Consider the following 4,070-nt stretch of genomic DNA (forward strand, 5'->3'; position numbering starts at 1 on the left):
GTACTCCGATCGGTGCTCGCGCACCAGCCTGACCGCTCGTTCACGGACCTGCGCATCAATCTTCTTTGGCATGAAGCCATCCTCTCAACTCGAAAAGATGCGGCATCAAACCTGGGCCGGTTCAACAAGCCATTAATCAGATGGCCGTGGCCTACCCCGACCGCTTCAACACATACCTCTAACCCAACAAGTCCACAAAGCCCCACACACAAAAAACTTGATACGCTCGGCATATCGGATCATTCAAGAAGGCCTCACCAATGCACATAAGCACGGGGCACAAAAGACCGCTGAGCTTTCTATCACCGTTAGTGACGATAAACTGGAGATCTCCATAACCAACCCAGTTGCGTCCGATGGAAGCAATGCCAGCGGTTTACGTGGAGAAGGATTGGGACTAATTGGCATCAAGGAACGCGTCGAGTCGGTCCGCGGCACCGTGGCAATGGCAGCAACCGAGGATTCTTTTAGATGTGATGCGAGCCTTCCACTAAGACAGCAGGAGCTTTCGTGATCGACGTTCTTATCGCAGATGATCAGTCCTTAATTCGCCAGGCTGTGGCAGATATCCTCGACAGCCACGAGGGAATCACCGTTGTTGGCGAAGCCACCAATGGCCAAGAAGCTATCGAGAAGGCCGCAGTACTCCACCCCGATGTAGTGCTGATGGATATCCGGATGCCGATTCTTGACGGCATCGACGCCACCGCCGCCATTTGCGCGCAGTCCTCGAGTACAAAAGTGCTCATCCTCACCACTTTCGAAGAGGACGAGTACGTGGTTTCCGCACTGCGCGCCGGGGCGAGTGGATTCTTGGGCAAAGGCGCTGAACTGGAGGAGATTATCCGCGCAGTCGAGGCAATCCATGCCGGCGATGCCTTGTTGTCGCCGGCAGCCACCCAGACTTTGATCACCCGCTATATCAACAGTCCAGGAAGCTTATCGACGCCCAACCCAGCAACGCGGGCTGAACTGGAGGCCTTAACTAACCGGGAACGCGAAGTGCTTTTACTTGTTGCTCAAGGCAAGTCCAATGCGGAAATCGCCGAAGAACTCTATATTTCCCCGCATACCGCGAAGACCCACGTCAATCGCATTATGACCAAGGTTTATGCTCATGACCGAGCCCAATTAGTCATTTTGGCTTATGAAAGCGGTTTGCTCACTCCAGGACATTAATGAGGGCAGGATCAGAAGCCCAACCCCTGCGGGTGGCGGGCGACTGAGGAACGGCACGCGAGGTCGGTGGTTGCCAAGAGATGTGTTGAATCTGGTGCTCGCAAGGCGACGTTCCGCAAGAGTCACGAGGTTCAAAAGATCAGTTGCCAGATAGCCCCGCAATCGCCACCTTGTCCGGCCCTGGGGCGATTCTGTTCCCCCGAGCCGGAGGATCTCACGCTCAAGGAGCGCCGCCCTCCTGCTCGACCCATCTCGACAAAACTCATATCCGTGCCCACAAAACTCTTCGGAGCAAGGAGGGTCTTATCCTTTGCTTCCCAGACTCTGCGCGCAAGGATGACTGTTCAGGTTCACGGGCAATGCCCATTCTTCGACACTGGCATACCTTCGAACCTCCTCCACGAAGCTCTCATCGTGGCAGGCCAGCACGATCGTTCCCCCCGAGCTGAGAAACGCGGCGAAGCGGTGGTGCATGAGACTGCTGCCCGCCACGTCCAACCCCACGTCCGGCTCATCGGCGCACAGGACCTCAGGCGCATCGGCAACCACGGAGTCGAACTGCGCCAGCCGCAGATCGCGGGCTGACAGATCAAGCGGGTGTTCATCGCCGCCACCAGGCACCATCGCGCCCACCGTGGAATCAATGATTTGATCTTGGGGGTCCTGCGTCATCAGTCCGACGGTGAACGGCTGCGCCACCGCGCCATCGAGCCCCGCCAGCGCACGCATGAGCGTAGTTTTCCCCGAACCATTCGGCCCCTTGAGCCACACCACTGCACCGCGTGGAATCCGCTTATGGAAGGGGCCGATCTCGAAGTTCCCACCTGCGGGTTCCCGAAACTGCCACCAGCTTCTCGATGCCCCTCCCCTGCGGCCCCTCACCGTGAACTCACAGGTCCCACGGGCCTGCACGGGGTCAGGAAGTTCGACGTCATCGATGATCTCGCCGAGGTAGGTGACGGGAGCATCGTCGAAACGCACGCGATGGTCGCCGACAACGACCTCGGCGTCCAGGGAACGCAACAGCGTGGCCACCGCGGCGCGGCCGGGGGTGTCGAGGCCGGAGAAGGGGGCGTCGAAAAGCTTCAGTGGAGCGGGGATGACAGCGACGCACCCGATGGCCAGACGCCGGGTCTGCCCGCCGGAGAGCTTATTCGGCGGGCGGTGGAGCAGATCGGTGAGGTCGAGTATGCCCGCCACCTCCCGAATGCGTGCGGGATCATTGATGCCACGCTGTTCCAGACCGAAGGCAAGCTCCTGCCAGACGCTCGCGCACAGGTAGGTGACGTGTGCGTGGGCATCAGCGGTGAGCATCACCGCGCCGGGGGTGGATTCATAAAGCCGGGTGAGCTCGCGGGTCACCCCGGAGCCGGAGGGGCCGACAATCTGGCGCAGGCTGTGGGTGCCGGGACGTGCCGCAGGCGGGTGGTCGAGGCCGGCGACTTCGAGGGGAATGGCGCGGGTGGAACCGTCTGTGTTTTGTCAAATTTTCTCCGGCCGTTTCAGCGCGGAAAACCCTGCCACCTCAGCACTGTTTCCCTCCATTTCAGCACCACCGCGCATACTGGGGGTTTTAGGACATCAGGGCATGTTTGACTCGATAAGACTCACCCGTGAAATGCAATAGCCGTCCATGATGAACAATTCGGTCGATGACTGCGGCGGCCATGTGATCATCACCGAACACAGAACCCCACTTCGAAAATGCCAGGTTCGTTGTCAGCACCAGACTGCGTTTTTCATAGGCGTCGGCGATAACCTGAAACAACAATCTCGCACCCTCGGTATCAACGGGCAGGTACCCAAACTCGTCTATAACAATCAGTTTGTTTCTTGCAAGAACAACAAGTTCCTTATCAAGCCGATTTGCTTGTTTTGCTCGGCGGAGATGAGCAACCAGGGACGCTGCTGTAAAGAATCTCGCGGGGATGCCTTTACTACATGCCTGGGAAACAAGTGCACAGGCCAGGTGCGTTTTCCCGGTACCAACGTCACCGTAGAACACCAGATCGCCACCGTTGGCGACAAACTCCAGGTCGCGTAGTTGATCACGGCTGTAGTCCTGGGGGAAGGTGATGTTAGTCCAGTCGAAACCGTCGAGGGATTTCAGAGCGGGTAGTTTCGCAGCCTTAATAAGCCTCTGCGTCCGGGCTGTACGCCGCGATGCCTGCTCAGCTAAGAGCAACCCGTAAAGATACTCCAATTGTCGCGGAGTGCCTTTCCCCGCCCATTCCGCGAGGACTGTGGATGTCAGTGAGGATGTTTTACCGGCAGCGATGATGTCAGCGGCAGAGATGGTTGTTTTCATGCTGGGACCTCAATGCACGGTTGTTCACAGGGGTGCGCCTCTGTCGGCAGTATCTGGGGTAGGCGATCATAGACTGACAGGTCCACCTCGCCAGATACGGGTTCGGTGCCTTCTTCAATACGGCGGGCAAGCATTCCCAGACTCGACCCTGTGGGGTTCTGGCCGGCTGCGATGATCTGTTCGCAGGCGGTGATCGCGCTGGTAAACGATGTGGCGGTGCTTGCCTGGTTAATCCCAGCCAGTATCCGGGAGCGATCTGCTGGCACGGCGGAATCAAGTGCATGTCGGGTGGCGTCGGGCATCAGGGATCGAACCGGTGAATTGTTCCAGGCCCCGGGTTTGGTGACTAGTGCGGGAAGTAGTGAGATAGGGGTGAAGATGGTGTCGTCCTGGTGATCAAAGGACCGGGGGAAAACCACGATCGGTCGTGAGGTTTCATCGAGTATCTCGATGATGTCATGGCGGATAGCAACAGTGAGCAACCGATTGTGGAACGCGGGTCCTGCGAGGTAGAAATTATCATCGACGGTGATCGTTCCGGTGTTGTTGGCTTTACGGGTTTCATAGCGCACAGGGTCAAACC

4 protein-coding genes and 1 pseudogene are annotated in these 4,070 nt (G+C 58.0%); 2 read left to right on the plus strand and 3 right to left on the minus strand.

Going from position 1 to position 4,070, the window contains the following annotated elements:
• Positions 1-217: 217 nt before the first annotated feature.
• Together B7E02_RS14860 and B7E02_RS00055 are read left to right on the plus strand one after the other, a co-directional pair.
• Entirely contained in the window at positions 218-514 is a 297-nt protein-coding gene (locus tag B7E02_RS14860; RefSeq protein WP_425429767.1) for an ATP-binding protein, read from the plus strand.
• Positions 511-1,179, plus strand: coding sequence for a response regulator (locus B7E02_RS00055; RefSeq protein WP_080791538.1), 669 nt, complete (start codon positions 511-513; stop codon positions 1,177-1,179). The genes B7E02_RS14860 and B7E02_RS00055 overlap by 4 nt, the downstream gene beginning before the upstream one ends.
• Positions 1,180-1,482: 303 nt before the next feature.
• Here the strand turns inward: B7E02_RS00055 and B7E02_RS00060 are convergent, their stop codons facing one another.
• The 3 genes and pseudogenes from B7E02_RS00060 to B7E02_RS00070 all read right to left on the minus strand — a co-directional run.
• The gene (locus B7E02_RS00060) at positions 1,483-2,634 is read right to left on the minus strand and encodes an ATP-binding cassette domain-containing protein (protein ID WP_179129608.1); all 1,152 of its coding nucleotides are present in this window, start codon (positions 2,632-2,634) and stop codon (positions 1,483-1,485) included.
• A gap of 118 nt (positions 2,635-2,752) precedes the next feature.
• Complete coding sequence (istB, locus tag B7E02_RS00065; protein ID WP_080791545.1) at positions 2,753-3,487, minus strand: IS21-like element helper ATPase IstB; 735 nt, start codon at positions 3,485-3,487, stop codon at positions 2,753-2,755.
• Positions 3,484-4,070, minus strand: a pseudogene (locus tag B7E02_RS00070) (hypothetical protein); the annotation flags it as partial. The pseudogene B7E02_RS00070 and the gene istB, both read right to left, overlap by 4 nt.

Origin of the sequence: Corynebacterium pacaense, from assembly GCF_900169525.1 — a bacterium.
In the GTDB taxonomy this organism is placed as follows: Bacteria; Actinomycetota; Actinomycetes; order Mycobacteriales; family Mycobacteriaceae; genus Corynebacterium; species Corynebacterium pacaense.